General features: G+C 62.8%; 1 protein-coding gene. It reads right to left on the bottom strand.

What is annotated here, in order from left to right; all coding sequences use genetic code 11:
- Positions 1-277 (bottom strand): transposase (locus VSR34_RS39065; protein ID WP_342965312.1); only part of this gene is annotated, 277 nt, incomplete at both ends.

The following is a 277-nucleotide window of genomic DNA, read 5'->3' as shown; positions in this document are numbered from 1 at the left end:
TTGCTCCCTTTCTTACGCTTGTACCCGTCATAGCCTGCGCGTGGACCGCTCTCGCACGTCGACTGCAGCGTACGGCCGTCGAGGATGACTGCACTGGGCTGACCCCGGCGATCCTGCGCCACCCGGATAATCGAACGCAGGTCATTGACCATCTCGAAACAGCCTGCCTGAATCCAGCGCTGCGTCTGCTGGTAGACCGTCTCCCACGGCGGAAAGTCATTGGGCAGCAGACGCCACGGCGCACCCGCGCGGACAATCCAGCGCAAGGCGTTGAACA

The organism is Paraburkholderia sp. JHI2823 (genome assembly GCF_038900695.1).
Taxonomy (GTDB): Bacteria; Pseudomonadota; Gammaproteobacteria; order Burkholderiales; family Burkholderiaceae; genus Paraburkholderia; species Paraburkholderia mimosarum.
Note: the sequence above shows the minus strand (reverse complement) of the source record. Positions and strands in the feature narration are given on the sequence as shown.